The sequence below is a fragment of the Shewanella marinintestina genome (assembly GCF_023283845.1).
GTDB lineage: Bacteria > Pseudomonadota > Gammaproteobacteria > Enterobacterales > Shewanellaceae > Shewanella > Shewanella marinintestina.
Genome location: NZ_JAKILC010000001.1, coordinates 486,838 through 512,621 on the forward strand (window position 1 = coordinate 486,838; position 25,784 = coordinate 512,621).

General features: G+C 42.0%; 25 protein-coding genes. 14 read left to right on the plus strand and 11 right to left on the minus strand.

The features are described from left to right. Window positions 1-78: 78 nt before the first annotated feature. Window positions 79-1,056, minus strand: coding sequence for an oxygen-dependent tRNA uridine(34) hydroxylase TrhO (gene trhO, locus L2747_RS02155; protein WP_248997462.1), 978 nt, complete (start codon window positions 1,054-1,056; stop codon window positions 79-81). 290 nt (window positions 1,057-1,346) lie between these two features. On the opposite strand from trhO, the gene L2747_RS02160 reads away from it, so the two are divergent. Next, on the plus strand, window positions 1,347-2,009 hold the full coding sequence (locus L2747_RS02160; protein WP_248997463.1) for a glutathione S-transferase: 663 nt from the start codon (window positions 1,347-1,349) through the stop codon (window positions 2,007-2,009). Window positions 2,010-2,155: 146 nt separating this feature from the next. Here L2747_RS02160 and L2747_RS02165 read toward each other — a convergent pair whose 3' ends face one another. Continuing rightward, window positions 2,156-2,740: a LysE family translocator gene (locus tag L2747_RS02165; protein WP_248997503.1), complete on the minus strand. Its 585-nt coding sequence runs from the start codon at window positions 2,738-2,740 to the stop codon at window positions 2,156-2,158. Window positions 2,741-2,911: 171 nt separating this feature from the next. Between L2747_RS02165 and L2747_RS02170 the strand changes: the two genes are divergently transcribed. Next, window positions 2,912-4,279, plus strand: a complete 1,368-nt coding sequence (locus tag L2747_RS02170) for an aminotransferase-like domain-containing protein (RefSeq protein ID WP_248997464.1) — start codon at window positions 2,912-2,914, stop codon at window positions 4,277-4,279. Window positions 4,280-4,326: 47 nt separating this feature from the next. Here L2747_RS02170 and L2747_RS02175 read toward each other — a convergent pair whose 3' ends face one another. Next, window positions 4,327-4,803, minus strand: a complete 477-nt coding sequence (locus L2747_RS02175; protein WP_248997465.1) for an outer membrane lipoprotein — start codon at window positions 4,801-4,803, stop codon at window positions 4,327-4,329. A gap of 54 nt (window positions 4,804-4,857) precedes the next feature. Between L2747_RS02175 and aat the strand changes: the two genes are divergently transcribed. From aat to infA, 3 genes are all read left to right on the plus strand, one after another. After that, entirely contained in the window at window positions 4,858-5,568 is a 711-nt protein-coding gene (aat, locus tag L2747_RS02180) for a leucyl/phenylalanyl-tRNA--protein transferase (RefSeq protein WP_248997466.1), read from the plus strand. Next, complete coding sequence (locus L2747_RS02185; protein WP_248997467.1) at window positions 5,558-6,277, plus strand: arginyltransferase; 720 nt, start codon at window positions 5,558-5,560, stop codon at window positions 6,275-6,277. The genes aat and L2747_RS02185 overlap by 11 nt, the downstream gene beginning before the upstream one ends. A 118-nt stretch (window positions 6,278-6,395) precedes the next feature. Next, the gene (gene infA, locus L2747_RS02190; protein ID WP_005500725.1) at window positions 6,396-6,614 is read left to right on the plus strand and encodes a translation initiation factor IF-1; all 219 of its coding nucleotides are present in this window, start codon (window positions 6,396-6,398) and stop codon (window positions 6,612-6,614) included. A 174-nt stretch (window positions 6,615-6,788) separates the two neighbouring features. On the opposite strand, the gene clpA is transcribed toward infA, so the two are convergent. Both clpA and clpS read right to left on the minus strand, forming a co-directional pair. Beyond that, entirely contained in the window at window positions 6,789-9,050 is a 2,262-nt protein-coding gene (gene clpA / locus L2747_RS02195; protein ID WP_248997468.1) for an ATP-dependent Clp protease ATP-binding subunit ClpA, read from the minus strand. A 38-nt stretch (window positions 9,051-9,088) separates the two neighbouring features. Beyond that, window positions 9,089-9,397 carry an ATP-dependent Clp protease adapter ClpS gene (gene clpS / locus L2747_RS02200; RefSeq protein ID WP_012155760.1) on the minus strand — a complete coding sequence of 103 codons (309 nt, stop codon included), beginning with the start codon at window positions 9,395-9,397 and terminating at the stop codon, window positions 9,089-9,091. Window positions 9,398-9,636: 239 nt separating this feature from the next. Here clpS and cspD point away from each other — a divergent pair, with 239 nt between their 5' ends. Beyond that, on the plus strand, window positions 9,637-9,843 hold the full coding sequence (cspD, locus tag L2747_RS02205) for a cold shock domain-containing protein CspD (RefSeq protein ID WP_012155761.1): 207 nt from the start codon (window positions 9,637-9,639) through the stop codon (window positions 9,841-9,843). Window positions 9,844-10,093: 250 nt separating this feature from the next. Here the strand turns inward: cspD and L2747_RS02210 are convergent, their stop codons facing one another. Next, a complete protein-coding gene (locus tag L2747_RS02210; protein WP_248997469.1) occupies window positions 10,094-12,316 on the minus strand; it encodes an NADP-dependent isocitrate dehydrogenase in 2,223 nt (740 codons plus the stop codon). A 303-nt stretch (window positions 12,317-12,619) separates the two neighbouring features. On the opposite strand from L2747_RS02210, the gene L2747_RS02215 reads away from it, so the two are divergent. From L2747_RS02215 to L2747_RS02240, 6 genes are all read left to right on the plus strand, one after another. Next, complete coding sequence (locus L2747_RS02215; protein ID WP_248997470.1) at window positions 12,620-13,345, plus strand: rRNA large subunit pseudouridine synthase E; 726 nt, start codon at window positions 12,620-12,622, stop codon at window positions 13,343-13,345. Window positions 13,346-13,351: 6 nt separating this feature from the next. Next, the gene (locus tag L2747_RS02220) at window positions 13,352-13,804 is read left to right on the plus strand and encodes an NUDIX hydrolase (RefSeq protein WP_248997471.1); all 453 of its coding nucleotides are present in this window, start codon (window positions 13,352-13,354) and stop codon (window positions 13,802-13,804) included. Window positions 13,805-14,119: 315 nt separating this feature from the next. Then, window positions 14,120-15,235: a tRNA 2-thiouridine(34) synthase MnmA gene (gene mnmA / locus L2747_RS02225; protein WP_220780209.1), complete on the plus strand. Its 1,116-nt coding sequence runs from the start codon at window positions 14,120-14,122 to the stop codon at window positions 15,233-15,235. 3 nt (window positions 15,236-15,238) lie between these two features. Then, on the plus strand, window positions 15,239-15,856 hold the full coding sequence (gene hflD / locus L2747_RS02230; RefSeq protein ID WP_248997472.1) for a high frequency lysogenization protein HflD: 618 nt from the start codon (window positions 15,239-15,241) through the stop codon (window positions 15,854-15,856). A 30-nt stretch (window positions 15,857-15,886) separates the two neighbouring features. Beyond that, entirely contained in the window at window positions 15,887-17,257 is a 1,371-nt protein-coding gene (gene purB / locus L2747_RS02235) for an adenylosuccinate lyase (protein ID WP_248997473.1), read from the plus strand. Between the two features lie 145 nt (window positions 17,258-17,402). After that, window positions 17,403-18,533 carry a ribosomal protein uL16 3-hydroxylase gene (locus tag L2747_RS02240; protein ID WP_248997474.1) on the plus strand — a complete coding sequence of 377 codons (1,131 nt, stop codon included), beginning with the start codon at window positions 17,403-17,405 and terminating at the stop codon, window positions 18,531-18,533. Between the two features lie 90 nt (window positions 18,534-18,623). Here L2747_RS02240 and L2747_RS02245 read toward each other — a convergent pair whose 3' ends face one another. Beyond that, window positions 18,624-19,049, minus strand: coding sequence for a DUF4826 family protein (locus L2747_RS02245; RefSeq protein WP_248997475.1), 426 nt, complete (start codon window positions 19,047-19,049; stop codon window positions 18,624-18,626). Between the two features lie 265 nt (window positions 19,050-19,314). Here L2747_RS02245 and L2747_RS02250 point away from each other — a divergent pair, with 265 nt between their 5' ends. Further along, complete coding sequence (locus L2747_RS02250; RefSeq protein ID WP_248997476.1) at window positions 19,315-20,346, plus strand: Glu/Leu/Phe/Val dehydrogenase dimerization domain-containing protein; 1,032 nt, start codon at window positions 19,315-19,317, stop codon at window positions 20,344-20,346. 161 nt (window positions 20,347-20,507) lie between these two features. Then, complete coding sequence (locus tag L2747_RS02255; protein WP_248997477.1) at window positions 20,508-20,852, plus strand: hypothetical protein; 345 nt, start codon at window positions 20,508-20,510, stop codon at window positions 20,850-20,852. Window positions 20,853-20,892: 40 nt separating this feature from the next. Here the strand turns inward: L2747_RS02255 and L2747_RS02260 are convergent, their stop codons facing one another. The 4 genes from L2747_RS02260 to ydiJ form a co-directional block, all read right to left on the minus strand. Beyond that, the gene (locus L2747_RS02260; protein WP_248997478.1) at window positions 20,893-21,339 is read right to left on the minus strand and encodes a PliI family lysozyme inhibitor of I-type lysozyme; all 447 of its coding nucleotides are present in this window, start codon (window positions 21,337-21,339) and stop codon (window positions 20,893-20,895) included. A 153-nt stretch (window positions 21,340-21,492) separates the two neighbouring features. Continuing rightward, entirely contained in the window at window positions 21,493-21,906 is a 414-nt protein-coding gene (locus L2747_RS02265; protein WP_248997479.1) for a MarR family winged helix-turn-helix transcriptional regulator, read from the minus strand. A gap of 156 nt (window positions 21,907-22,062) precedes the next feature. Continuing rightward, the gene (locus L2747_RS02270; protein ID WP_248997480.1) at window positions 22,063-22,506 is read right to left on the minus strand and encodes a DUF1285 domain-containing protein; all 444 of its coding nucleotides are present in this window, start codon (window positions 22,504-22,506) and stop codon (window positions 22,063-22,065) included. A gap of 173 nt (window positions 22,507-22,679) precedes the next feature. Next, complete coding sequence (gene ydiJ, locus L2747_RS02275; protein WP_248997481.1) at window positions 22,680-25,715, minus strand: D-2-hydroxyglutarate dehydrogenase YdiJ; 3,036 nt, start codon at window positions 25,713-25,715, stop codon at window positions 22,680-22,682. Between the last annotated feature and the right edge of the window lie 69 nt (window positions 25,716-25,784).

A 25,784-nucleotide genomic window follows, 5' to 3' on the forward strand; every position in this document is an offset into this window, starting at 1 on the left:
CAGCCATTGGCTGCCTTTAAATATGTGCAAACGATTACTGTCTATATCGCGTTATGATGCTAATTACATTCGCTATGTTTACTTAGCATTTTGCGCTTTTTTAAGCTGCTCTTTCTGATTCCTACGCACTTTAATGACTTTGCTAACATCACTACCAATATGCGCTTCTCCGCGCTGCTTAGACAGCTGCATTTGACGCTCTCTTTCAATAAAACGCTGACGTTGCTTTTCAGTGGTTTTATCTATGCAATGAACACAACTGACACCTTGTACAAAGCTGTCTAATGCCATTTCTTCTGCAGTTACAGGCATACGGCACGCATTACATTGATCATATAGACCTTTCTCTAAATCATGATTAACCGCAACACGATTATCAAAAACAAAGCATTCCCCCTGCCATAGACTCTCTTCTTGCTCAACTTCTTCAAGGTACTTTAAAATCCCGCCTTCTAAATGATAAACCTCATCAAAACCTTGCTCCTTTAGATAAGCGGTTGATTTTTCACAACGGATACCGCCGGTACAAAACATTGCCACTTTTTTGTGTTTAGCAGGGTCAAGGTTTTGCTTGACGTATTCTGGAAACTCTCTGAAGGTTTCAGTTTTCGGATCGATGGCGTTTTTAAAGGTACCGATCTGCACTTCATAATCGTTCCTAGTATCAACCAACATTACATCTGGATCTGAAATCAATCGATTCCAATCTTTGGGCTTAACGTAAGTACCAACAACTTTATTGGGGTCAACACCTTCAATCCCCATCGTTACAATTTCTTTCTTCAACTTCACTTTAGTCCGGTAAAACGGCATAGCATCATCAAAAGAAAGCTTATGAACAATATTATTTAGCCCCGGCTGCTTAGCTAACCAAGAGAGAAGATTATCAATTGCAGCTTGTGAACCTGCAACAGTACCGTTAATTCCTTCTTGAGCTAACAATAAGGTGCCTTTCACTTCTGAATCTTGCATCACTTTTAGCAGCGGTGCTTGCAGAGTTTCAAAGTTAGGCAAGCTAACAAATTTGTACATGGCGCATACTACAATTTTTGACATGTCTATCCCTTTTTCGGCTTTCTGAAGCTTAATCTCCAGTGCTATTAACTTTGGTCGCAAACGTGAGCGACCACACAAATTCGCGGCGAATTCTACCTGAGTCACACAGAAACAAACAGGTACAAAAAGTAAGGTTAATTAATCTAGCTGAGAAATCACTGCGGCTAGATTACAGCTAAGGATCACTCAATTAACGACAGATTTGATATGTAAAAATAGATTATTGATTGTTTTTTGACGTTTAACAGTTAAGAATATGCCTTATAAAACTATAAAAATAAGTCCTACATATGTCTTTTCCTACTCTCTACTCATTCCGCCGCTGCCCTTATGCTATGCGTGCAAGGCTTGGCATACTATTATCAGAGCAATCAGTTAACTTGCGAGAAATAGTGTTAAAACATAAGCCCGAGGCGATGTTAGTTGCATCACCTAAAGGCACCGTTCCGGTACTGATATTGCCTGATGCAAGTGTGATTGAAGAGAGTATTGAGATCATGTGCTGGGCACTAATGCAACATGACCCGCTGAATTTGTTATTAAGTGAAGCGCCGCAACAACAAGAGATAGCCCAAGCTCTAATTCATACCAATGACCATAGCTTTAAACCTTGGCTAGATAAGTATAAATACGCAGATAGACACCCAGATCACAGTGAGCAGTATTATCGACAACAAGCTGAGGTATTTATTGCGCAACTAGAAAGTATATTGGCAAAGCACTCGCAATTAATGGGTGATAAGGTATCCATTGCCGATTACGCCATTTTTCCATTTATTCGCCAGTTCGCGTCCGTAGACAAATTTTGGTTTGACGCCAGTCATTACACGCATCTTAAAAAGTGGCTAAAGTTTCATATTGAAAGTGATGCATTTACACAAATAATGAAAAAGTATCCGACATGGTTAGAAAGCGGTAAGAGTTTTGAGTTTGGTAAACACATCGCAGTTTAAACTTGCTAAAAAAGCAAAGATTAAGTTTGATAGTGTGGCGTCGAAGCTCAATAAAATGAGTGACGCCACAAGCAGCCAACTCTAACCAAATTTAAACACCGTAAAAGCGACAGCTTCAAGTTAGCCTTATTCGATACTGCATTACGCTAGCGAATAATCAGTGGAATAGTCACTAACAAGAGGCCTGACATCAATAAATTGAAGCCTTTACGTCTTTTTGTAGTATTGAGTTTACGCCTAATTGTTGCTCCCAATATCACCCAAGTAAATGATGCTGGAAAACCAATAATATTAAAAATGAATACTCCTGCAATAGCACTTAACCAATAAGCCTCTCCTCCAATAGTAAATGCGGTGCACAAGGTAATTGTTGCCATCCACGTCTTAGGGTTTATCCATTGAAATAAAGCAGATTCTTTTACTGTCATAGGTTGCCGTTCGGCAACAGCGAGCTCGTTATCTACAGGCAAAGTAAACACTTTATAGGCCAGAAACAATAAGTAAGCTAACGAGGCAAATTGCAGTGCTTGATGCATAACAGGCCAAGTTTCAAAGACCCCGCCTAACCCAAGCAGAATCGACACATGCAGCAAAGTTTGCCCAACCCTAATACCAATTAAATGAGGCAAAGTACGCCTTATGCCAAAGTTAGCACCAGATGTCGCTAACAGGACATTATTAGGCCCTGGAGTCATTGTCATTGTTGCGCAAAATATCGCAGCTGAAATCATTAATGGCCAAATGCTTTCCACTTTACTACCTCCAAAATTTAACGATATTTTCTATATCAAATATCATTCTATAAAGTTAAACCCAACAATTGTACGCGTACAATAACTAGACAATTAAACTAATAGGTGCATACTAACGCCAACAATTATGAATACAATGGTTTTATTGTTATGGGTACAATTTGGACGCCGAAACTAAACAGTTATTCTGGAGCTAAGTATTTAAGACTGGCACAAGCAGCAGCAGACGCCATCAACCAAAGAGAGTTATTAGCAAACACCAAGTTACCGCCACAAAGGCGCTTAGCTGATGCGTTAGGTGTTACGGTAGGGACGGTTACTCGAGCTTACGCAGTACTTGAACAACGTGGCTATGTATACGCAAAGGTCGGCGCTGGGACATTTGTTAGAGCTGAAGAAAGCGAATTTAAAAACAAACAAATCAATTTCGCAACTTGCCAGCCACCATTAACTAATCAGATTAGCGTGCTAAGTGACGCTATGAGTCAATTGGCAAAATCTCCTCAGCGTTTAACACAGCTAATGGCATATCATGGTGAGCCCTTAAAGGAGCATCAACTTATCTTTAGCCAATGGCTACACAAACGGGGGATTACTCAACAACCTGAGCAAATTGTGTTTACCCATGGTGCACAACAAGGGATTTTTGCGGTACTAAATGGATTAATGCAAGCCGGTGACACCTTACTTTGTGAGGGTAATTGCTACCCCGGGATCCATACCGCAGCAGTACAACTGGGGATTAACATTGAGCCTATTACGCTAAGTGATGAAGGTTTAGACTTAAGTGAACTTGAACAAAAGATTATAGCTCACCAGCCGAAAGTACTTTACATCACGCCGAATAACCAAAACCCAACTTGTATTCAATACAATTTATCCCAACGCCAAGCTATTTTAGCGTTAACTAAAAAATATAATTTAGTGATCTTGGAAGACGATGTTAACTATTGCCTTAGTAGCGAATGGCATTCGCCTATTTGGTCAATAGAGCAAGGATCCGAACAAAGTGAAGACCCTGGACATGTAATCTACTTATCAAGCTTATCAAAAGTCTTTTGTGGTGGATTACGCCAAGGTTTTTTACTGGTCCCAAATCTATATGCTCTTAAAATCAAACAGGCTATTCATAGCCAGTGCTGGATGATATCACCTCTCAATACAGAGCTCGCTTGTCGGGTTATTCAAAACCCTGAGTTCATGGGGCAGCGTGAACAAGTTATCGCACAAAGACAGCAACTCTGTATTGAAATGGGGCAAAGATTAGGACTAAAACAAAGATGGCGAGGTTTAAATGGTTGGCTCCAATTAGCTTTACCTTTAAAAGCCCATCATGTGGTTACCGCTCTTGCGCAAAAAAATATTCTCGTTAGAAATGGGGATGATTTTAATAACCACCAAAACTTTATACGACTTAGCATAGGTGATGCAGCAGATGATAAAATATTCGTCCAACAACTCGCTATTATCGAAGCCTGTATTAAGTCTTTAAGCCAGACGGCCTATTCTGTTGTTTAAGCCAAAGCACACAAAAAAAGCCGCTATACGCGGCTTTTTGTGTCTCATTACATCTGTCGGTCAACCCTGACGAAACCTTTTAAATAAACGACCCTGACGTCATCATTTACATTAAATACCATTCCGGGGTCCAAATCTTGAATAACCATAACTTGCTCGCCAGTATCTAGGGTTATCATCATTTCAACCAATCTTAGTTCTTGATAATACGAGCTGTCTCCATAGCGATTACCGACGCCCGCACCAAGTAACGCACCTAGTACTGTTGCCACATCTTGACCGGAACCTCCTCCGAACTGATGACCAACCACACCACCGATTAACGCACCACCAAAGGTTTTCCAGCCCGTATTTTGGTCTTCAACCAATTGCTTTTGTGTAATATTGCGTACTGAGGCGACTTGACCAAACTCGACTTTTTCTACAGGAACAGCTTGATTACGGTCGTAAGGCGCGGCAATTGTCGCTTGTGTAACAAAAAACAAACAGATAACAGTGAAAACAATAAGATGAGGTTTCAACATAAGACTTTTTCCGCTAACTTTAAGGATAAGTATATTTATTAATCTTACTCAATTGTGAACTCACTGTCCTATTTAAATAATGATCAGCAAGGTTTTCCACCTCCTGAACAAGCATTAACTGATCCTAACGGTCTCTTAGCTGTGGGCGGTGACTTGCGACCTGAACGTTTACTAAACGCCTATTATAACGGCATATTTCCCTGGTTTAATTTTGATGATCCTATCCTTTGGTGGTCTCCCGATCCCCGAGCTGTTTTTGTTCCAGGGAATATGAGAATAAGCAGGAGTTTAATTAAGTTCCTAAGAAAGCAAGATTGGACCTTCACTATCAATCATAGTTTTAAAGCTGTAACAGAAGGCTGTGCAGCACCTCGTTCAGGCCAAGATGGCACTTGGATCTCGACTGAAATCCAGCAAGCCTACCTAACATTACATCAACAAGGCCATGCGCACTCACTAGAAGTTTGGCAGGGTAACCAATTAGTCGGCGGGCTTTATGGTTTAGCTATTGGCCAAGTTTTTTGCGGTGAATCTATGTTCCACCGCGCAACTAATGCCTCGAAAGCTGCTATGATCGTATTACAGCAACATCTGCAGCGCAGTGGCTTTAAGCTTATTGATGCGCAAGTGGTAAATCCACATTTAGACAGCTTAGGAGCAAAGTCTATTAGACGTGAAGACTTTATTAGGCTATTGACCCATTTAAGAGATGGTCAAGTACACCCCGATAGCTGGCGTAAAACCGAGGTACTCCTTGAACTCTAAATCTAGACACGTCACAGTAGGTAGAACCAAAACCTTTCCTTGCAGTTATTTAGATGATCAGCAAGAGCAACTCATGGTTTTACAAGAAGATGTTATCGATGTGAACTTATTCGAGCAACTGCTCGCACTTGGGTTTCGTCGCAGTGGCAGTATGATCTATAAGCCGCAATGCCCACAATGCAGTGCCTGCCTGCCAATCCGCTTATCTATAGATGATTTTTCATTATCTAAGCGACAAAAACGCACAATGAAGAACAATCAAGATTTAAGCTGGAAGATCGTTGAACACAAAACTGAGCAGCAATATGCGCTTTATGAGCGTTACGTAAACACTCGCCATCATGACGGCCCTATGTTCCCAGCAACGCCTGAGCAATACGATAGTTTTGCGACAGCGACTTGGATGCAACCACTATTTATCGAACTTCGGCTTAGCGATGAGCTAATTGGTGTTGCAATTACCGATGTTTTGCCACACAGCCTATCTGCAATCTATAGCTATTTTGCTCCAGAATACGATAAGCGTTCATTAGGTAGCTTACTCATTTTACTGCAAACTCAAATTGCTAAAATGATGAAAAAACAATTTCTGTATCTTGGCTATCAAATTGATGAGTCTCGAAAAATGAATTATAAGCGCGACTATCGCCCTCACCAAATCTTGACTCAATCAGGCTGGGTAACTGAGATTAAGATCAAAAACCAGTGAATTAAACCATAACTAAGCTGTAGATAGCGTATATACTCAACCTTTGCTTTACAGCAGCACCAATTTACGGCATGATGTGCCCGTTTTATTATTTGAAGGCTAACAGGATAACTGATTAATGGCGAAAGAAGACAACATTGAAATGCAAGGCACAATCCTTGAAACCTTGCCAAATACAATGTTTCGTGTAGAACTTGAAAATGGTCATGTCGTAACGGCACACATTTCAGGAAAAATGCGTAAAAACTACATCCGTATTTTAACGGGTGACAAGGTAACGGTTCAGCTGACACCTTACGATTTGAGCAAAGGACGCATCGTCTTCCGTTCACGCTAAGTTATTAGCCTACAACGTAAATTATAAAAAAGCCGGCAATGCCGGCTTTTTGTTGTCTATGATTTATGTGTTAGTTTACTTAGCTGACTTATCTTTAACAGAAGTAAGGAGCCAATAACTCATACTTTCTGTTATTGGTTCTAATATCTCGTAAAAATAATTGGGTTGTGGCTTCTACGAGTGAGCAACCTTCTCAAGCGACTCAGTAGTAATCACAATCTCATCACCTTTCACATCTACGCGTGCGATACCGCCTTTCTCAAGCTCACCAAATAAGATTTCATCAGCTAAAGGACGCTTAATCAGCTCAGTTACAACTCGCGCCATAGGACGAGCTCCCATTGACTTGTCGTAACCTTTCTCTGCCAACAAGGTTCTCGCTTCGTCACTCACTTCGAGTGCAACCGATTTATCATCTAGCTGTGCTTGCAGCTCAACTAAGAACTTATCGACAACTTTAGCAATAACCGTCATATCTAAGTGGTTAAACCAAATAATCGAATCTAAGCGATTACGGAACTCTGGTGAGAAGACTTTATTGATTTCAGATAACGCATCCTGAGTATGATCTTGCTGTTTAAAACCAATCGACTTACGAATCGTTTCTTGTACACCAGCGTTAGTCGTCATCACTAAGGTCACGTGTCTAAAATCTGCTTTACGGCCATTATTATCAGTCAGTGTACCGTGATCCATCACTTGCAGTAGCAAGTTGTAAACATCTGGATGGGCTTTTTCAATCTCATCGAGCAGCACCACACAATGTGGATTTTTAATCACGGCATCGGTCAGCAAGCCACCTTGGTCATAACCCACATAGCCTGGCGGTGCACCAATTAAGCGTGACACAGTATGGCTTTCCATGTACTCAGACATGTCAAAGCGGACCAGGTTAAGGCTTAAACATTTAGCAAGCTGACTGGTAACCTCTGTCTTACCCACACCGGTTGGGCCGGCAAACAAAAAGCTACCTACAGGCTTATGCTCACCACCTAGACCGCTTCGAGATAAGCGAATTGCAGAGCTAAGCCCCTCAATCGCCTGGTCTTGACCAAACACCACCATTTTGAGGTTACGCTCAAGATTCTTAAGTAAGTCTCTATCAGAGCTCGATACCGACTTCTCAGGAATACGTGCCATCTTCGCGATAATTGATTCGATTTCAGTCTGACCAATGGTCTTTTTGCGTTTACTCGCTGGCTGCATCGCCATACGTGCACCCGCTTCATCAATCACGTCAATCGCTTTATCTGGCAAATGTCTGTCATTAATATGTTTGTCAGACAGTCTTGCTGCCACACTGAGCGCCGCTAAGGTATAACGCACGTTGTGGTGCTCTTCATACTTTGACTTAAGCCCTTGCAAAATCTTAGTCGTCTCAGCTACCGAAGGCTCATTAATATCAACTTTCTGGAAACGACGCGCTAAAGCTCGGTCTTTCTCAAAAATACTTTGATACTCTTGGAATGTGGTTGAACCCATGCAACGTAATTTACCTCCGGATAATAACGGTTTCAGTAAATTAGACGCATCCATCACGCCACCAGACGCTGAACCGGCACCGATAATCGTATGGATTTCATCGATAAATAAAATCGCATGTTCATCATTTGCCAGCTCTTTTAATAAGCCTTTGAAGCGTTTCTCAAAGTCTCCACGGTATTTAGTTCCCGCAAGCAGCGCACCTAAGTCGAGTGAGTAAACCGTCGCTTTACTCATCACTTCAGGCACTTCTTCTTTAACGATTCGGTAAGCTAAGCCTTCCGCGATTGCAGTTTTACCTACACCCGCCTCACCCACTAACAGTGGATTATTTTTACGTCGACGACAAAGAATTTGAATCGAGCGCTCAATTTCCTCGGTACGACCAATCAAAGGATCAATACTGCCGCTTTTAGCAAGCTCATTAAGGTTAGCGGTAAACTGAGATAAAATACTGCGTTCTTCCTCACTCTCTGTTTGATCTTCAATTCTGTTTGGCTCAGCGTCTGTATCGATATCGTTTTTAGAAAATCCATGGGAAATAAAATTAACGACATCTAAACGCGTCACATCGCCAGTGCGCAGCAAGTAAACAGCTTGCGATTCTTGCTCACTAAAAATAGCCACCAGCACGTTAGCGCCAGTCACTTCATTACGCCCAGATGACTGCACATGAAATACCGCGCGTTGTAAAACACGTTGGAACCCGAGCGTAGGTTGTGTTTCCTTTTCGTCTTCGGGATCAGAAATAATCGGCGTGGTTTGTTGAATGAAGCTGGCCACTTCATCCCTGAGTTTTTCTATATTTGCTCCGCAAGCAACAAGCGCCTCTTGTGCGGCTGGGTTATCGATTAACGCCAACAATAGATGCTCTACCGTCATGTACTCATGACGCGCATCTCTGGCTTGTTGAAAAGCCAGGTTTAAGGTGACTTCAAGATCTTTGTTTAGCATAAGCACCCCCTAAAAATTAACAACAGAGCAAAGCCAAATTAGGCTTCCTCTAAAGAACACAGTAACGGATGTTGGTTTTGTCTTGCAAATTGATTTACTTGCGCAACCTTAGTTTCTGCAATTCCAAATGGGTAAATACCGCAAATTCCTTTACCTTTATGATGGATTGCTAACATGATTTCCGTTGCTTGTTGCTCATCTTTCTTGAAGAACAGTTGTAATATCTCGATGACAAAATCCATTGGTGTGTAGTCATCGTTGTTTAAAATGACTTTATACATAGAAGGCTGTTTAAGCTCTGACTCAACACTTTCTTCTACGTGTTCAATATTTTCTGTTCTACTCATATTCCAATATTAGCCTCTAGTCTTGGCTTGTACCAATTGATTATGTAACTCAGTCTGTTTGTTGGACAAATTCTATCAAATTATACTCAGGTACGACTTGTTAAAAAATGTTGCTTTTTTGTTAACTTTATCTTGACAACCACTTATTCAGCTTTCATTCTGTTCATTAAGCGAGGAGTTTCCCCGCTGATAAGTTTTACTATCTTACTGGGAAGTGGACAACAGAAGGAAGTGGAAGTATGGCAAGCGGAACTGTTAAATGGTTCAACAACGCCAAAGGATTCGGGTTTATATGCCCTGATGCTGGCGGTGAAGATGTTTTTGCACACTATTCTACCATTGAAATGGAAGGCTATCGAACGCTAAAAGCGGGCCAACCAGTCAGTTTTGAGGTAGAAGCAGGTCCAAAAGGAATGCACGCGTCAGCAATATCGCCAACGAACTAAAATAAAATTAGATAAACCCAGCTACATAAGTAAAGATATTTATATAGATTGGTTTATGTTGCGATACGAACATAAAAAGCAGAGTAGCTAAGCTATTCTGCTTTTTTATTGGTTAAATGCATCTCGCCACTACTGTAAACAACAAAAAGGCCTGCATTACGCAGACCTTAGATGTTAAATTGAATCTATTGCTTTACATCACATGGGCGCTATCAAATACCCATGTGACTCAAACAATTTGTCACTCAACCTAGCCAACAATAGCGTTCAATGTTGCACTTGGACGCATTGCAACTGACGCTTTAGCTGCATCCAAACGATAATAACCGCCTAAATCAACAGCAGGTCCTTGGACACCATTTAATTCAGCAATAATCTTAGCTTCATTGCTAGTTAACGACTCTGCAAGTTGAGCAAACTCAGCTTGAAGAGCAGCGTCGTTAGTTTGAGCCACTAATGCTTGTGCCCAGTACATAGCAAGATAGAAGTGACTACCACGATTATCCAGTTCACCTACACGGCGTGAAGGCGACTTGTTGCTATCTAGGAACTGACCAATCGCAATATCTAACGTGTCAGCAAGCACTAGCGCCTGTGCATTGTTAGTCGTTTGGCTTAGGTGCTCTAAAGATGCGCCTAGTGCTAAGAATTCACCGAGTGAATCCCAACGTAAGTGACCTTCTTTTTCTACCTGTTGCACGTGTTTAGGTGCACTACCACCCGCGCCAGTTTCAAATAAGCCACCGCCATTCATTAGCGGCACAATTGATAGCATTTTAGCACTGGTGCCCAATTCTAGGATTGGGAACAAATCCGTTAAGTAGTCACGCAGTACGTTACCGGTAACAGAAATAGTGTCTTTACCTGCTTTAACGCGATCGAGTGTAAAGCGAGTTGCAGCAACAGGCGACATCACGTGAAGCTCAAGGCCATTTGTGTCATGTTCTTGTAAGTAAAGCTCTACTTTCTTAATAATTTCAGCATCGTGGGCACGATCTGCATCTAACCAAAATACTGCAGGTGTGCTTGATAGGCGCGAACGGTTAACGGCAAGCTTAACCCAGTCACGGATTGGCGCGTCTTTAACCTGACACATTCTGAAAATATCGCCCACTTCTACATTGTGCGACATTAATACATTGCCGTTTTGGTCAACTACGTTAACCGTACCGGTTGCAGCAATTTCAAATGTCTTATCGTGGCTACCGTATTCTTCCGCTTTTTGCGCCATAAGGCCAACGTTTGGTACGCTACCCATAGTGCTAGGATCAAACGCACCGTTATTGATACAAAAATCGATAGTTTCTTGATAAACACCGGCATAACAACGATCAGGGATCATTGCTTTCATGTCTTTTAGTTGGCCATCAGGGCCCCACATTTGCCCTGAAGTACGAATCGCTGCAGGCATAGATGCATCAATGATCACATCACTTGGTACATGTAAGTTAGTAATGCCACGATCAGAATCGACCATAGCAAGCTCAGCACGTTCGTTATAAACCGCCGCTAAGTCAGCCTCGATTGCCGCTTTTTGTTCTGCCGGTAATGTTGCGATTTTCGCGTAAACATCACCAACACCGTTGTTTACATCAACACCTAGCTGTTCAAACAACTCCCCGTGCTTAGCAAATACGTCTTTGTAGTAAACCTTTACCGCGTGGCCAAATAAAATTGGATCTGACACTTTCATCATTGTTGCTTTCAAGTGCAAGGATAATAATACATCTTGCTCTTTCGCCAGATTAGTTTCACGCTCGTAAAACTCAAGCAATGCTTTTTTGCTCATTACAGCTGAGTCAATCACCTCACCCGCTTGCAGTGCAATTGCGCTGCGCAATACATGCTCAGAACCATCGGTTTTATTCAGCACAATTGAGACGCTGCCAGCGTCAGCCACTGTGACCGACTTCTCGCTACCGTAAAAATCACCTTCGCTCATATGTGCAACATGCGATTTAGAGTCCGCTAACCACTTGCCCATTGAGTGTGGATTCTTCTGGGCAAACTTTTTCACAGAACCTGGTGCGCGACGATCAGAGTTACCTTCACGTAAAACTGGGTTTACCGCACTACCTTTAATCTTGTCGTAACGTGATTGAATGTCTTTTTCAGCGTCATTTTGTGGCTCATCAGGGTAACTAGGGATATCGTATCCCTTGTTTTGTAGCTCTAAAATACACGCTTTCAACTGCGGAATAGACGCACTGATGTTTGGTAACTTAATAATGTTCGCTTCAGGCGTTTTAGCCAGCTCTCCTAATTCAGCCAATGCATCATTAATGCGCTGTTCTGCTGTTAGGTTTTCAGGGAAATTAGCAATCACACGGCCAGATAAAGAGATGTCACGCGTTTCTACGTCAACACCTGCAGTTCGGGTAAACTTTTGGATAAGAGGCAATAAAGATAAGGTTGCGAGTGCCGGTGCTTCGTCAGTTTCGGTATAGATGATCGTTGATGTTTTATCGTTCATTTTGTGTCCTACATTGATTTAAATTTAAGATTTTTATAATAATTATTCTGTATTTTTACGATTAAAAAACTGTAACGGTCTTGAGTTATCACTTTGAATTGCTAGTGATAATTTATGCGATCTTGTGTGCAATAAGCCAGCGACATTATTCGCACACATCTCACAAATGAAAATAATTAGTTGCGGATCACACTTTTTAATTTGCCGACATCATAAAACATTCCGCGCAATTTTCAAATTCCACTAAAAGCCAATGCGCAGTACAATAGTGAAATAGCCCGTATAGATGAAAAGTATTCCAGCGTGACGCAGCCATTTTCAAAGAAAAGTACCAGTAATAAAAAAAATCCCCGCAGTGCACGTTCTAGCAATAGCGGTAATCGCCCAAGTAGTAACAACACAGGGGCGGGGAATTCATTTTCTCGGGCAGGCTTTAAACGTAAGAGCACGGCTAATCCCAAAAGCGTCGCCAATCCGATTATCGTGCTGTTTAACAAACCCTTTGATGTGCTTTGCCAATTCACTGACGAGCAAGGACGTCAAACCTTAAAAGATTTTATTCCTGTGCCCGGCGTTTATGCCGCGGGTCGACTCGACAGAGATAGCGAAGGTTTATTATTGCTAACTAATGACGGTAAATTGCAGTCACAAATCACTGAACCTAAAAAGAAAACCTTTAAAACCTATTGGGCTCAGGTCGAAGGTTCACCGACTGAAGCGGCGCTTGAACAATTGCGCCAAGGTGTTGAGTTAAAAGACGGAATGACGCTACCGGCTAAAATTACCATTATGGATAAGCCCAAGGTCTGGGACAGAACCCCACCTATTCGCGAGCGCGCTAATATTCCGACGACTTGGTTAGAAATACAGATCTGCGAAGGGAGGAACCGACAAGTAAGACGCATGACGGCGCATATCGGTTTTCCGACATTAAGATTAATCCGCTATAAAATAGGTCAATGGAGTCTAGATGATCTGCAAAACGGTGAATATCGTCAACTTGATATGAAAACAAAACTGTGTGAGTAATTAGCCATGATTGAGCGCTACAAACCCAATACCACTGTCGCCTGCGTTATTGAGGCTCAAGGTAAATACTTGTTAGTTGAAGAGCTCATTGACGGTGAAGTTAAATATAATCAGCCTGCTGGGCATCTTGAAGCCCAAGAATCGATTATCAGCGCCTGTGCTCGTGAGGTATACGAAGAGACAGGCCTTAGGCTTGCCCCTCAAGGCTTGGTGGGGATTTATCAATTTAGCGCCAGTGAATCACTTGCCTTTGTGCGTTACACCTTTTACGTTCAGCTTGACAAAATCATAACCTCAGCCCCTATAGATCCGGCTATTAATGCCTTAGTTTGGTTAACGCTTGAAGAAATTCGTACATTAAACCCACAACTTAGAAGTCCGTTAGTCATTAAATCGATTAACGATTACTTAGCGGGGCAACATTTTCCTTTAGCGTTGCTTAATGATGACTATTTCTAGCTTAAGTGTGGGTGTTCAGACGCTGATTTTCCGGTTGCCTACCGCTAACGGCTTGTCATCTTAAGTGCCCTTACTTGCAGCAATTAATACTCATCAGTTTAAGCCCATTCAAGGTTCAGTATGAGTGAATATTCAACGCTGTTGTAGCCAAAATAAAAGATAGCTCTTCACTAGATAGCCCAGCCTTATAATGCATGATAGAATATGCACCCGCAGAAAGCCGCGGCTTGAACAACGTATTTCGATTATCAATATTATTCATTGAGATACCGATTCGCAGCAATATTCAGTAAACACAAGGTTTTTTTAGGATTTATGACGTCAATCGAACCCACTCATCTTGGTAAAAAAGTCATCGTCGGTATGTCCGGTGGTGTTGATTCATCAGTTTCAGCCTACCTGTTAATGAAACAGGGTTATCAGGTTGAAGGCCTGTTCATGAAGAACTGGGAAGAAGATGACACGGATGAATATTGCGCGGCAGCAGACGATCTTAAAGATGCACAAGCTGTATGCGACAAATTAGGCATTAAATTGCACACGGTTAACTTCGCGTCAGAGTATTGGGACAATGTGTTCGAATACTTCTTAGCAGAGTACAAAGCCGGTCGTACCCCGAATCCAGATATCATGTGTAACAAAGAGATTAAGTTTAAAGCTTTTCTCGAGTTTGCAGATGAAATCTTAGACGCTGATTACATCGCGATGGGCCATTATGTGCGCCGCCGTGATATTGATGGCACCAGCCAAATGCTGCGTGGCGTTGATGGCAATAAAGATCAAAGCTATTTCTTATACACATTAGGCTACGAGCAAGTTGCTCGCTCATTGTTCCCAGTTGGTGAGCTCGATAAGAGCGAAGTTCGCGAAATTGCTAAAGAAATGGGCTTAATCACTCACGATAAGAAAGACAGCACAGGTATTTGTTTTATCGGTGAACGTAAGTTTACTGATTTCTTACAAACCTTCTTACCAGCACAACCAGGCAATATCGAAACCAGCGAAGGCGAAGTCATTGGTACTCATCAAGGTTTGATGTACCACACCTTAGGTCAACGTAAAGGCCTAGGTATTGGCGGTCTTAAAAACAGTAATGAAGACCCATGGTACGTTGTTGAGAAAGATTTAGTCCGTAATGTGTTGATTGTGGGACAAGGTGGTAACCACCCTCGCCTGATGTCAAATGGTCTAATCGCCAACCAACTGCACTGGGTTGACCGTAAAGGCCCTGCTGATGGCTCAAACATTACAGTGAAAACACGCTATCGCCAACAAGATGTACCGTGTCGCGTTACCTATGATAGCGATGACGTGCTACGGGTGATTTTTGATGAACCTGTTGCTGCGGTAACGCCTGGCCAATCAGCGGTTTTCTATGATGGTGAAATCTGCCTAGGTGGCGGTATTATTGACGCACTAATAAGAGATTAATTAATGAGTGATCAGCTGTTTGAACGCACTATGGCCTTTGCTGGTATTTTACAAGCAGTGGCCCAAGTTCAATATATTGCAAGGCATGGTGATTCAGATAAAGACGCATTAGCAGCAAGCCTACAATCAGTATTAGTGACCAATCCAGAGTCGACAAGCGATGTCTATGCAGACAAATTTGCGCTAAGAAAAGGTTACGAGCTGATTGTTAGCCAGCTTGGCGACGCGAAGCAAAAAGACGTGGAAGTGACTCGCTATTTAGTCGGTATTCTAGCTTTAGAGCGCAAACTAACCCGCTCTTCAAACGCGATGGGCATGCTAAGCGAGCGCATTAACCAAGTTCACCGTCAACTCAATCACTTTGAGATCACCGACGAGCAAGTCATTGCAAATTTTGCCGGTATTTATAGCGACATTATTAGTGAGCTTGGCCCTAAACTGCAGATCTCTGGCAATCCTGAGTTTCTTAAGCGTACCCAAACACAACATAAAATTCGCGCTTTATTGCTGTCTGCCATGCGCAGCGCAGTGCTATGGCGTCAATTAGGAGGCAAGCGTAGGCATCTTGTCTTCGCAAGAAAAACAATAGTCGATACAGCTATGAAAAGCCTCACCCTATAATTTTAAGCCTAGTTCACCAAGGAGCTTCAAATGGAACTTTCCGCACTAACTGCTATCTCTCCGGTAGACGGTCGTTATGGTAGTAAAACCGCCTCATTAAGAGGGATTTTCAGCGAGTACGGCCTGACCAAATACCGTGTTCAAGTCGAAATTAACTGGCTTAAGCTGCTTTCAAGCTGCCCAGAAATTGAAGAAGTTCCACCTTTTAGCGAAGCTGCATTAGCTTTGCTTGATCAAATTAAAGATAACTTTAGCGAAGCCGATGCACTGCGCGTTAAAGAAATTGAAGCAACAACTAACCATGACGTTAAAGCGGTTGAATACTTCATTAAAGAGCGTATTGCCGATAACGCAGAACTCGTTGCTATTGACGAGTTCGTACACTTTGCTTGTACCTCTGAAGACATCAACAACCTATCTCATGCATTAATGCTAACTGAAGCGCGTGACCAAGTGGTTGTGCCTTATTGCCAAAAAGTGGTTGATGCGGTTAAAGCATTAGCACATGAGCATAAGTCAGTACCGTTAATGTCTCGTACCCACGGTCAACCAGCTTCTCCTTCTACATTAGGGAAAGAGATGGCTAACGTGGCTGTACGTTTAGAACGTCAGCTATCTCAAGTGTCTAAAGTTGAAATCATGGGCAAGATCAATGGCGCGGTAGGTAACTACAACGCTCACATCTCTGCTTACCCAGAAGTTGACTGGCATGCTCTGTCACAGCGCTTTGTTACTAGCCTTGGCATTAACTGGAACCCATACACTACACAAATCGAGCCACACGATTACATCGCAGAATTGTTTGATGCTCTAGCCCGCTTCAACACAATCTTGATCGATTTCGACCGCGACATTTGGGGTTACATTGCACTAGGTCACTTTAAGCAAAAGACCATTGCTGGTGAAATTGGTTCTTCAACCATGCCACACAAAGTGAACCCAATCGACTTTGAAAACTCTGAAGGTAACCTAGGTATTGCTAACGCATTAATGCAACACCTTGCCGCTAAGCTTCCTGTTTCTCGCTGGCAGCGTGACCTTACTGACTCAACAGTGCTACGTAACTTAGGTGTGGGCATGGCTCACTCACTAATTGCTTACCAAGCAACGTTAAAAGGGATCAGCAAGCTAGAAGTTAACGAAGAGCAACTTCGTAAAGAGCTCGATGGCAACTGGGAAGTACTTGCTGAGCCAGTACAAACTGTTATGCGTCGATACGGTATTGAAAAGCCATATGAGAAGCTAAAAGAGCTAACTCGTGGTAAGCGTATTGATGGCGCACAGCTTGCGGTATTCATCGACGGTCTTGAACTTCCTGAAGAAGTGAAAGCTGAACTTAAAAAGATGACTCCAGCTAACTACATCGGTCGTGCTGAAGCGTTTGTTGATGAGTTAAACTAATTACCTTTTTAGCAACTTGCTATTAAAGGATTAATAAAGGCGTTAAGCTTAGGTTTAGCGCCTTTATTTTATCTAAGATTTAGTCACTGTTTGCAGCACAGCTTTCATTTTCCCTTAGCCAATAGACGAGAGTAACCTCCGCATTATGTTTAACCTCAACTTTGATATCAGTGAGTTTTTAACTCAATACTGGCAAAAAAAGCCCATCTTGATTAAGAATGCTTTCCCAAACTTTGAAGATCTCATCAGCGCTGATGAGCTAGCCGGCCTTGCCTGTGAAGAATCGGTTGCATCACGAGTGGTTGTGACAAAACCTAATGATTGGCAAATTATTGAAGGTCCTTTTGAAGACTACGATCAATTTGGTGATGAAAACTGGCAATTACTGGTTCAGGCACTAAACCATTGGCACCCAGATTCAAGTGAGTTTATTAATGCTTTTCGTTTTATTCCCGACTGGCGCTTTGATGATTTAATGGTTTCTTTTGCAACCCCAGGTGGTGGCGTAGGTGCACATATCGATAATTACGATGTGTTTATCATACAAGGTGAAGGAGAGCGCCACTGGACTGTGGGTGATAAAGGTCAATACGCACCGAAAAATAACGACCCGACTACCCCGCTTATTGAAGGTTTCGAGCCAATTATTGATGCAGTTCTTGAAAAAGGCGATCTATTATATATTCCACCAGGCTATCCGCACCAAGGCCAAACTATAACCTTAGCAATGAGCTACTCAATTGGATTTCGCGCACCTAGCCAGCAAGAACTGTTTAGCGAAATGGCCGATGCCTTAATCGATGCTAATAGCGGATTAAAGCGTTTCACCTCAAGTGATGAGCCAAAGCTTGCTAGCCATATAAGTACCTCACATCAGCAAGATATGATGGCGTTAATTACTGAACTTGCTGCTGAACCTGCAAGTTATCAAGCCATGTTAGGAAAAATGCTAAGCCAGAACCGTTTTGAACTGGATATTTGCGAGCCAGAAGAGGCTTATACTAATGAAGATATCTGTGACTATATTGAACAAGGTGCCCTGTTATACCGTATTGGCGGTTTAAAGTTACTTAAACTTGAAGATGATAGCGAATCTCGAATTTTTGTTAATGGCGAAGCTATTGAATATTCGGTGACGATTGAAACTGATGTGCAGCAATTATGCGAGCACTTCAGGTTTGAGAATGAAAAAGCAGCCATTTTAATCCAAACACCAGCAACACTAGCTTTAATATTAGACTTACTAAATCGTGGATATTTTTATTTCGGCGAATAGTCAAAATAAAAGTTTGGCCTACTACTGGCGATCAAAAAAGGCATCTAACGATGCCTTTTTTGTCTGTTTAATATCAATTAGCTAGCAGCCTTAAGCGCTTGGACCCCAAATAGAATCATCCGCTTGCATCTTATAAAGACTCTCTGCGCGCGATACCAAAAGCTCGGCAAATTTTGCTTGAGCTGGATCTTTAGTGAGTCCCGAGCGCTGAATGTTTTCAGCTTTCATCTGCCACATCATAGAAAAATGACGTAATGCGTCGCGGGCAGTTTCTGCAACGCTGACTTCTACGTAATCAGACGGTAAATCACCCGACATCACCCAGTAAGTCTTTTTCGTTGGCTTTTTAGAATCGATTTTCCATATAGCAACATAAGGGGCTAAAAAGCGGCTTTCTTCTGGATGAACCTTACTTGGCATAATGCCTTTTTCAGCCAAAAACTTATTTGCCTTTTGAAACTGAGCTCGAGTCCACTCTTGAATTTGCTGCTCTTGATCTACTGCTTCTTCAGCCATCTAACACTTCCTTTCTTATTGTTATCTTTGCTTCTGTTTTTCGAAAAGACACAAAAGCTTTCACACTTCTGACTCTTAAATTAAGCAACAACTTTACGTTAACGTAAAGTGGAAAGCAAAATTGCCAGACAGATCACAAATATTCCGAATCTTTACTTTATTGAGAGTATCCCTAAATGCTATCGTTCTGCAATAAATATAACAAGTAGACTACTCTGTAATCCTACAGCGGCGGTCATTCGATGCTCAAAGCGGAGATCAACAAGTGGCAATTTTCAATCACATCTCTTTCGACGACCATGAACAGGTCGTTTTTTGTCATGATAAAGAAAGCGGCTTAAGGGCCATCATTGCAATCCACAATACTAACCTTGGACCTGCTGTTGGTGGTTGTAGAATGTGGAACTACGAGTCAGACGACGAAGCTATCACTGACGTTCTGCGTTTATCACGTGGCATGACTTACAAGAATGCAATGGCCGGTTTAGCAATGGGTGGCGGTAAGTCTGTTATTATTGCCGATCCAAAAGTACAAGACCGTGAAGCGTTATTTAGAGCTTTTGGTCGCTGCATCGATACTTTAGGTGGTAAATACTACTCAGCTGAAGATGTTGGCGTTTCAACTTCAGATATCATGATTGCTCACCAAGAAACCCCTTATATGGCTGGTCTTGAAGGTAAAAGTGGCGATCCATCTCCGTTTACAGCGCTAGGTACATACTTAGGCATTAAAGCTGCAGTAAAACATCAACGTGGCCTAGATAGCTTGAAGGGACTTAAGATTTCAGTACAAGGCGTAGGGCATGTAGGTTACTACCTATGCCGACACCTACATGCTGAAGGCGCAGAGCTAGTTGTTACTGATATCCATCAAGAGTCTTTAGATAAAGTTGCCACTGAGTTTGGTGCAACGGTTGTTGCTCCACAGGATATCTACCATCAAGATGTTGATGTATACGCTCCATGTGCCCTAGGCGCCACCATTAACGACATCACGATTCCAATGATTAAAGCAACCATTGTTGCTGGTTGTGCGAATAATCAGCTCGCTGAAGTACGTCATGGAGAAATGCTAAAAGATTTAGGTATTTTGTACGCACCTGATTATGTCATTAATGCAGGCGGGATCATCAACGTGTCTTTTGAAAAAGATTATGACGCGTCAGCTGCAACGGCAAAAGTAGAAGAGATTTATAATACCCTACTGACTATTTTCTCTCATGCTGATGAACAAAATCGTACAACTGGTGATGTGGCAGATGAGATGGCAAGAGCCATTATTAACGCAGCAAAATAAGCTTTCTATTTTATAAAATACCCAGCCTAAGTGCTGGGTATTTTTTTACCTTTATAACAGTGAGTAGCGATAACTTCGTAATTTAAATCTTCATATATACTAGCGAAGCTAGCTAACGTCTGCTTGAATTAGTAGCCATGCGTTAAAAAAGGCTGTGTTGAATGGCAATATTTAAATATGCACTTAATCAAGACGTCATTGAGCTACAAGCCAGTAATTGGTGTGGCTTAGAGCAGATGTATATTAACGGAAAGCGGGTTTCTAGAAAGCTCAATTTCGGTCGAAAAAGTGAACATTCTCTAACACTAAACGATGGTAAAGCCGCCAAGCTACAACTTTTACTCGATCCTATAACAGAGCAGCTTACTTGTAAGATCTACAAGCAAAACAACTTAGTTGCGAGTCTCAAGCAGGGGAAAAAAGAGTTATATCGTAGTCGCCAGTTAACCCAGCAAGGCATTTTAGCTATTGGCCTATTTATTGTTTTTTTACTGACCCTTAGCTAATTCAAACCTATTAATCCCCCAGCCAACCACTAAAAACAATTTACTCACATAACACTATGCTGTTATTGGTTATACAAATTAACTGTGTGTTTTGATAGTTACCACTACCAGCTGTCACCGTGGTCACTGCAAGTTTTTGTTTATCCGGTCCATTTTCTATTAACTTGGTGGTTAAAATTGTACCATCACGAACAAAATTCACCGCAGCAACAAAATCTCCAACATTCAAGTCTCGGTATAGTTTTACGCTAGCACTGCCGATTGAGCGAGGCTCTAGACGCCCTTCTTCAACAATTAAACTATTGCCATTAGCCAAGGTGATTGTTTGTAGATAACCGGCACTCTTTTTGGGATTTCGTATGCTATCAGCGACCATAGAATTGGAATTATTTGCCCCCTCTTCAATGGGTTTGTCTTTACTCTTATTAATATTTATCGAGCAGCTACTAACAAAAATAACCATACAAACAACGGCTAATCTGTACATAGAATTTCCTTAATATTACAAACAGGTGTCATAGCCAAGAGGTGCTCCCAGAAATAAACCAAGCTAGCAATAACATCGAGGCTAAACCGAGACAAAATCACGCTTAAACAATTAAATAATAGCTGAGAATGTTGGCCAACAATGTGATGAATGTTAGTAGCGGTTTATTTTATTCAGTAAGGCTAAAAACAGCTCACGCTCTTCTTCAGCAAGATTATTTAAGAAAGTCTCGTTCACTCTCTCAGCTTCTCGAACGAGATCTTGCTCTAGCGCCTTCCCGTTATCGGTAAGATAAATTTGAAACGCGCGGCGATTTTCCGCGTCTTGATGGCGGGTAATTAATCCTTGTGATTGCAGTTGATCTAGCAGGCGAGTCATGGTGTAGTTTGCAACTGCGCAGCGCTTAGAGAGAGCGGTTTGAGTCACGCCCTCCTCTTGCCAAAGTGAAAATAGCACTGGCCAAAGTTTGATATCTAACTGGTATCGTTTAAGACGCTGATCTAACTCATTTTGTAGATCAACATTCAAGTGAGAAACCAAGTCACCTAGACTCTCAAATCGATTCAATTAGCACCTCCAGTTCGCTTTATAAGCTGCTTTTAATCTTACCACTTACACAAAAAGAAACTAGCCTAGATGAACAATTATCACTCAAAATGATTTGTTCTACATATAAATCATTATCTTAAACCAGAACAATTTACCTTGAAGCTGTAAGTGACTTTAAATGACAAAATCATCAATAAATCGATAAAAACAGGCGCGATTTAACCTTGCTTCAACTCCCTTCTCTAGCTGTAATATTACCGAAGCGTCAGCGACTACAAAATGCGCTAATGACTCGACTTTATGCTCGGTGTTAATACTTGATTTAACCCAAAAGCTCCCGTCAGCTTGCTTATCATAATCAACAAGGATAAGTGCTTGAGTGGCTACGGAGACTTTGAGCTTTTCAACGGGAGTTATCAAAAAGTATTCCTGTTCAATGCGGTGCAAAATGCTCGCAAACAACTTACAAAACTTAATTGGTAACTTACCACCTTGATAAAACCATTCTCCGCTATCAGTGATGACGAAGATAGCTTCTTCGCTGCATAGTGATGCCCCTGAAGTTAATGAAGAAATCGCTTCAGTAACTTGCTTGTGATCCAAATTCCCCTTTGACATTAGGCTCCTCATTTTCCTGTATAACGAATAACGGCTTCATCAACGTATATTGCGAAAAGCAAAAAACTAGCCCAAAGCTAGTTCTTTGTATTAAAGCTTAACATTCAATTTAAGCCATTTTGAGTGTCCATTAGTTCGCAGCCTCTATAAACATTAGCCTAAATTCAATCAAACTAAATTAACGTTAATAATGCCTCTAGCGGATGCTTTGGTTTAAAACCGCTAAAACGCTTAACTTGACTTCGACATGAATAACCAGAGATCAGCACTTGCGATTGTGGTAGTTTAGATAAAGTCTGTTCCCAAGACATGCTATAGAGCGTTTTAGATCGCTCAAGATTCTCCGCTTCATGACCATAAGTACCCGCCATACCACAACAACCCAAATTAACCGTATTAAGCTTAGCGCCAAAGTGCGCAAAGATGCCTTGCCATTCATTGGCGGTATTAGGCTTAGCGGTTGATTCTGTGCAGTGGCTAAACCAGGTAAACTCAGACTCACTAGCCTCTCGCTTGGGTTGATTTACAACGACTTCTAACAACCACTCATTTGCCAGCTGCACATGGAAGTTGCCACGAGCACCACCTAATACCTCTGCATATTCATCACGATAACAAAGTACCAAAGCTGGATCGATCCCCACCATTGGCATATTAAGTTTCGCCACTTGATTGAGAAAATCTGCGGTAGACTTAGCGGTTCGAGCAAACTTATCTAAGAAACCTTTAATATGAATCGGCTTACCATTGGGTTTAAATGGCAATAAAACAGGTTTAAGACCAAGCTTTTCAATAAGCTGAATAAAGTGATAAACCGTTCCAGCCTCATAAAAGCTATTGAAAGGGTCTTGTACCACCAACACATATTGGCTGCGCTCACTTTCAGGAATTTGTTGTAACGCCGCTAAATCATAACCTCGGCTACTGTGTCCTTCTAAGCGCTGCTTTAATGTCGGCACAGATAGCGCTGGCGCATCAACATAGCCTAAAGACTTTTTAATCACCCACTTGCTTAAGCTATTTTGTGATACCGCATTAACCAGTCTTGGTGCACTCGCCATTAACGGCAATGAATCTTCGATTCCTGCGACTAAATAGTCTTTTGCTGGACGTAAATAGCGCTGGTAATAAATATCAAAAAACTGCGCCCTAAACTTAGGCACATCCACTTTTACCGGGCATTGGCTCGAACAGGCTTTACAGGCTAAACAGCCCTTTAAAGACTCCATCACCTCATGGGAGTAATCATACTCTTTATCCATTTTTAAGCTGTTCTGTGCACGCTGTAGCCAACCTAGTGGCTTAGCACGAGCAAGCTCATTAACATCAACCCCTTCAGCTTCGAGTAAACGCAGCCATTCTCGCATTAAGCCTGCGCGCCCCTTTGGCGATTGTACTCTGTCGCCAGTGACTTTGAACGATGGGCACATAGGTGAATAAGCGCTGTAATTAAAGCACAAGCCGTTACCATTACAATTCATCACATCAGGAAACGCTTCACGGGTTCTAATTGGAATTTGTCTATCAAATGCACCGCGTTTTACGCTGTCGACGTTATAAAGCATTGGACCACTACTTTTAGGGGCCACCAGCTTACCAGGATTGAGTTTATTCTTAGGGTCGAATAAACCTTTAACCTCTTCCAATAATCCGTATAAATGCTCGCCAAACACTGCTGGGCCATATTCACCGCGCACACCTTTACCGTGCTCACCCCACATTAAGCCACCGTATTTAAGTGTTAAGTCGGCCACTTGGTCTGAAATGGTTTTCAGTAGCCTTTCGTCTTGCTCATCACACATATCCAGTGCTGGGCGAACATGTAATACACCCGCATCCACATGACCAAACATGCCATATTGTAATTGGTGGCTATCAAGCAGCGCTCTGAACTCTAAAATAAAATCAGCCAACTTTTCAGGTGGTACCGCCGTATCTTCAGCAAAAGCGATAGGTTTACGAGTGCCTTTTGCTGCGCCTAGTAGCCCCACCGCCTTTTTTCGCATAGCATAAATAGTGTTAATACTGGCTTTGTCAGATGTGACTTGATAACCCAGTAGACCGGCTTCGCTTTGACCAATTTGCGCAGTTAACATGGCTTCAAGCTTAGCAACTCTGGCTTCAACATCAGCTTGCTCACCAGCAAACTCAACCATATTAAGGCCGTCAATTTCTTTATCTGGCACATCTTTGATCAGTGCTGACACTGAATGCCAAATAATGTCTTGTTTAGCAAGGTTAAGCACTTTTGAGTCAACGGTTTCAACCACTGTCGCATTTGCTTGTACTAGAGTTGGTGCATGACGCAACGCTGATTCAAACGAATTGTATTTGATATTGACCATCATGCGACAAGTCGGCAATGGCGTAATATTTAATTTAGCTTCAGTGATTACAGCTAATGTACCTTCAGAGCCTGCGATAATGCGCGATAAGTCAAAGTGTTCAAGCTCATCATCCCAGACATTTTTCAAGTCATAGCCAGTTAAAAAGCGATTTAGCTTAGGAAAGCGTTGCTCAATTTGTTCACGATTATCCTTACACATATCAGCAATAGTACAGATAAGCTGTTGACCTAATACATTATCGGTAACAGAGTCGAGATCTGCTAACAGCTCACGGTTTACTGGACGAGTAGTAAGCTCAGAGCCGTCAAATAAAATACTGGTTAAGCCCAGTACATGATCAGAGGTTTTACCATAAACCAATGAGCCAGCACCCGATGCATCGGTGTTAATCATTCCACCTAAAGTGGCACGGTTGGATGTTGAAAGATCAGGGCTAAAAAAGAATCCATGTGGCCTAAGCACATCATTAAGCGCATCTTTCACCACACCCGCTTGCACTTTTACCCAGCCTTCAGCGGCGTTAACTTCAACGACTTGATTCATGTAACGCGACATATCGATGATGATACCGTGAGTCAATGACTGACCATTTGTGCCGGTACCGCCGCCTCTTGCGCTAAATACCACCTCATCAAACTCAGCTCTTGCAGCTAGTAGCAAGGCCGCTTGAACGTCGCGTTGGCTTTTAGGATATATCACAGCTTGGGGCAAAAATTGATACACCGAGTTATCGGTCGCTTGGGCTAAACGCGCACTGTAACGGGTGTCAATATCCCCGGAAAATGCGCCCTCTTCTAATGCAGATAAAAAAGAAAGGTAAATTGGTTCAAGCGTTTGTTGATGCGATAACTTGGGTAACATAGCAACTTCTATCAATTATTATTCTTAGGGTATGTCTGCATTATAAACATAAAAAAAGCCGCTAAATAG

Excerpts from the sequence above, each read along its gene's own strand:
- trhO (WP_248997462.1), bottom strand. The coding sequence starts at position 1,056 with ATGTCAAAAATTGTAGTATGCGCCATGTACAAATTTGTTAGCTTGCCT.
- L2747_RS02160 (WP_248997463.1), top strand. The coding sequence starts at position 1,347 with ATGTCTTTTCCTACTCTCTACTCATTCCGCCGCTGCCCTTATGCTATG.
- L2747_RS02165 (WP_248997503.1), bottom strand. The coding sequence starts at position 2,740 with ATGATTTCAGCTGCGATATTTTGCGCAACAATGACAATGACTCCAGGG.
- L2747_RS02170 (WP_248997464.1), top strand. The coding sequence starts at position 2,912 with ATGGGTACAATTTGGACGCCGAAACTAAACAGTTATTCTGGAGCTAAG.
- L2747_RS02175 (WP_248997465.1), bottom strand. The coding sequence starts at position 4,803 with ATGTTGAAACCTCATCTTATTGTTTTCACTGTTATCTGTTTGTTTTTT.
- infA (WP_005500725.1), top strand. The coding sequence starts at position 6,396 with ATGGCGAAAGAAGACAACATTGAAATGCAAGGCACAATCCTTGAAACC.
- clpA (WP_248997468.1), bottom strand. The coding sequence starts at position 9,050 with ATGCTAAACAAAGATCTTGAAGTCACCTTAAACCTGGCTTTTCAACAA.
- clpS (WP_012155760.1), bottom strand. The coding sequence starts at position 9,397 with ATGAGTAGAACAGAAAATATTGAACACGTAGAAGAAAGTGTTGAGTCA.
- cspD (WP_012155761.1), top strand. The coding sequence starts at position 9,637 with ATGGCAAGCGGAACTGTTAAATGGTTCAACAACGCCAAAGGATTCGGG.
- L2747_RS02210 (WP_248997469.1), bottom strand. The coding sequence starts at position 12,316 with ATGAACGATAAAACATCAACGATCATCTATACCGAAACTGACGAAGCA.
- L2747_RS02220 (WP_248997471.1), top strand. The coding sequence starts at position 13,352 with ATGATTGAGCGCTACAAACCCAATACCACTGTCGCCTGCGTTATTGAG.
- mnmA (WP_220780209.1), top strand. The coding sequence starts at position 14,120 with ATGACGTCAATCGAACCCACTCATCTTGGTAAAAAAGTCATCGTCGGT.
- hflD (WP_248997472.1), top strand. The coding sequence starts at position 15,239 with ATGAGTGATCAGCTGTTTGAACGCACTATGGCCTTTGCTGGTATTTTA.
- purB (WP_248997473.1), top strand. The coding sequence starts at position 15,887 with ATGGAACTTTCCGCACTAACTGCTATCTCTCCGGTAGACGGTCGTTAT.
- L2747_RS02240 (WP_248997474.1), top strand. The coding sequence starts at position 17,403 with ATGTTTAACCTCAACTTTGATATCAGTGAGTTTTTAACTCAATACTGG.
- L2747_RS02245 (WP_248997475.1), bottom strand. The coding sequence starts at position 19,049 with ATGGCTGAAGAAGCAGTAGATCAAGAGCAGCAAATTCAAGAGTGGACT.
- L2747_RS02255 (WP_248997477.1), top strand. The coding sequence starts at position 20,508 with ATGGCAATATTTAAATATGCACTTAATCAAGACGTCATTGAGCTACAA.
- L2747_RS02260 (WP_248997478.1), bottom strand. The coding sequence starts at position 21,339 with ATGTACAGATTAGCCGTTGTTTGTATGGTTATTTTTGTTAGTAGCTGC.
- L2747_RS02270 (WP_248997480.1), bottom strand. The coding sequence starts at position 22,506 with ATGTCAAAGGGGAATTTGGATCACAAGCAAGTTACTGAAGCGATTTCT.
- ydiJ (WP_248997481.1), bottom strand. The coding sequence starts at position 25,715 with ATGTTACCCAAGTTATCGCATCAACAAACGCTTGAACCAATTTACCTT.